3 protein-coding genes are annotated in these 2927 nt (G+C 46.3%); all 3 read left to right on the top strand.

Annotated features, from left to right (window positions below):
* The first annotated feature begins 92 nt into the window (after positions 1-92).
* Positions 93-377 carry a hypothetical protein gene (locus RMO35_RS02670; RefSeq protein ID WP_309738383.1) on the top strand — a complete coding sequence of 95 codons (285 nt, stop codon included), beginning with the start codon at positions 93-95 and terminating at the stop codon, positions 375-377.
* On the top strand, positions 364-732 hold the full coding sequence (locus RMO35_RS02665) for a clan AA aspartic protease (RefSeq protein ID WP_309738382.1): 369 nt from the start codon (positions 364-366) through the stop codon (positions 730-732). The genes RMO35_RS02670 and RMO35_RS02665 overlap by 14 nt, the downstream gene beginning before the upstream one ends.
* A gap of 583 nt (positions 733-1315) precedes the next feature.
* Positions 1316-2927 (top strand): glutamate synthase central domain-containing protein (locus RMO35_RS02660; RefSeq protein WP_309738380.1); only part of this gene is annotated, 1612 nt, incomplete at its 3' end.

The following is a 2927-nucleotide window of genomic DNA, read 5'->3' as shown; positions in this document are numbered from 1 at the left end:
AGTTATGGGATCGAGTATCCACTGGTGATTAGAAGACTGAGCAAGAGCAACAATCGGTTAAAATACGATTATTAAAATAACTCGGTGAGAATATGCAACAAGCTATTTTCTGGACTGTGGAAGAAGTTGCGACTAGAGCGAAGAAGTTATATGCAGACAATATCCGATCGCAAGTCGAGCATGAAGAAAATATCGGCAAAATGGTCGTAATTGATGCCCAGACTGGGGAATATGCAGTTGATCGATCTGGCATCCACTCAGCCATCGCCCTCAAAGCCAAAAATCCCAATGCTCGGTTGTTTACGATTCGGATTGGTTATGATGTCGCTGTATCTTTTGGTGGCAATAGCGATCGAGTAAGCAATGATGCAGGGTAGAGTTAAGGACGGTAGGGCTTCACTACCAATTACTTTTCGACTGTCTAATCAACCAGATTTTCAAATAGAATTTGTAGTCGATACAGGCTTTAACGATTACCTAACCCTGCCGCCCCAAGCGATTAGCGCGATGAATCTACCACAGTACTCTAATACTTCGGTCAGATTAGCCGACGGTACGGAAACAATGTTGTCAATTCACTCTGCCACGATCGTCTGGGACGAAACAGAAATTATAGTCCCTGTTTTAGCTGCGGGAGTTAAACCATTAGTTGGTACAGCTTTGATGGATGGCTATCATCTATCGATCTATTTTCAGGTCGATGGTTTCGTAAGTTTAACTGCACTATCTTAAAGTTGCTGTCAGAGTATAGCGATCTAACTCCTATTTTGACATTAGTGTAGTTTCGATTTGCAACTATCGATCGCCGACCTGTATAAAAATATCGGCGTTGAGTATACCTCAATCTGCTAGTGAGTCGATCGATCTTTAGCTCTAGCAAAATTTGAGAAATTGCTTGTAGAATATAGATTCTCAGAATATCCAGACTCGCTCGATCGACCTAGCTTACTAGGTTTCCTGCGATCGATAATCATTGATAAAATAGAGATGGTCTAAATCTACTCCGATCGCAGGTTGTCAGACTCCAAAATTTGTGACATCTCCCGATCGAATCGTCTATGGTTGAGACATCGAGTGGATTCCAGCCGATCGACAGTCTGAGCTAGCGAAAGAAAGTAACTGAAGATACATAAATTAAAGTGAAATCCTGGTAAAAGCTATAGATCGACATCAACTTCAGTATCGACATCTGAGACGACACCCAAAAGTGGCTGCTCGGTGCCCCGAAGCTATTTGAACCTGACTCTACACTAAATTATCTACCGATCGCGACCCGCACTACATCACTATGAACCACACAGATAATCATTGGCGTATGGACAGTTTCACCACTTCAACTGCTGCTAATCAAGAACCATATCTAGGCCCACGCTGGTTGGTCGAGGAACGGGATGCTTGCGGGGTGGGATTTATTGCCTGTCCAGCGGGGGATACCAGCCATAAGCTCATCCAGCAGACGTTGGCGGCTCTGACTTGTATGGAGCATCGGGGCGGTTGTAGCGCGGATCGTGATTCTGGTGATGGTGCGGGGATTTTGACGCAGATTCCGTGGGGATTATTTGATGAGATCGTAGCAAATCGCGATCGCGATTCTCATTCTCAGAGGCTACGCCAACGATTGGCGGTGGGGATGCTATTTTTACCCCAGGATACAGAGAAACGCGCTGTAGCAAAGCGGATTATTGCGGATGTCATCGCGCAGGAGCAGTGTCAGCTCCTCGGGTGGCGGGAAGTACCCGTGAAGCCGGAGACTTTGGGTATTCAGGCGCGGGAAAATCAACCTTACATCGAGCAGATGGTCGTTGCGGGGACTGAAACTGGCGATGAGTTAGAGCGGCAACTATACATGGTGCGCCGCAAGATTGTCAAAGCAATGCAAGCTGAGGGTACGGTAAAACCGGGGGATAATTTTTATATTTGCTCTCTTTCCGGTCGGACGATCGTGTATAAAGGGATGGTGCGATCGGCGGTGTTGGGTGAGTTTTATAGTGACTTAACCAATCCCGAATTTAAGGCGGCGTTTGCGGTATATCATCGCCGCTTTAGCACGAATACTTTACCAAAATGGCCGTTAGCCCAGCCGATGCGGATGCTGGGGCACAATGGGGAGATCAATACCCTGTTGGGTAATATTAATGGGATGACGGCGCGGGAAAGCGACCTCAATCACCCCTTGTGGAAGGAACGGTTGCGGGAGTTACAACCGATTCTCAATCTCGATAATAGCGATTCGGGGACATTAGATAATGTCTTGGAACTAATCGTCCAATCTGGTCGGAGTCCGATCGAGGGACTGATGATTATGGTACCAGAGGCGTACAAAAATCAGCCTGTATTAGAGAATTATCCCGAAATTACGGACTTTTACGAGTATTATTCAGGATTTCAGGAAGCTTGGGATGGGCCAGCGTTGCTCTCATTTAGTGATGGTAAAGTAGTCGGTGCGACACTCGATCGTAATGGTCTGCGTCCAGCGCGGTACTGTATCACTAAAGATGGTTATCTCTATGTCGGTTCTGAGGCTGGCGTGGTAGATTTACCTGTAGACCAAATCGTCGAAAAAGGTCGGCTTGGCCCTGGTGAAACGATCGTCGTAGACTTAGAAACCAAAGAGATTTTACACAATTGGGAAGTCAAAGAGCGCGTTGCCAAAGCTTATCCCTATGGTGCATGGCTCAAAGAACATCGTCAAGTTCTGACTAATCAAGCCTTTGAAACTAACTGTCGAGTCGAGTCAGCAAGTTTGCTCAAACAGCAGACAGCGTTTGGGTACACCGAAGAAGATATCTCGATGATCGTCAATGATATGGCGGAAAATGGCAAGGAGCCAACTTTCTGCATGGGTGACGATATTCCCCTCGCCGTACTGTCGGAAAAAGCGCATCCCTTATATGACTATTTTAAACAACGCTTCGCGCAAGTAACTA

The organism is Chamaesiphon sp. OTE_20_metabat_361, assembly GCF_031364565.1.
Note: the sequence above shows the minus strand (reverse complement) of the source record. Positions and strands in the feature narration are given on the sequence as shown.

Bases quoted from the DNA above. Each gene is read 5' to 3' on its own strand.
- RMO35_RS02670 (WP_309738383.1), top strand. From the start codon at position 93: ATGCAACAAGCTATTTTCTGGACTGTGGAAGAAGTTGCGACTAGAGCG.
- RMO35_RS02665 (WP_309738382.1), top strand. From the start codon at position 364: ATGATGCAGGGTAGAGTTAAGGACGGTAGGGCTTCACTACCAATTACT.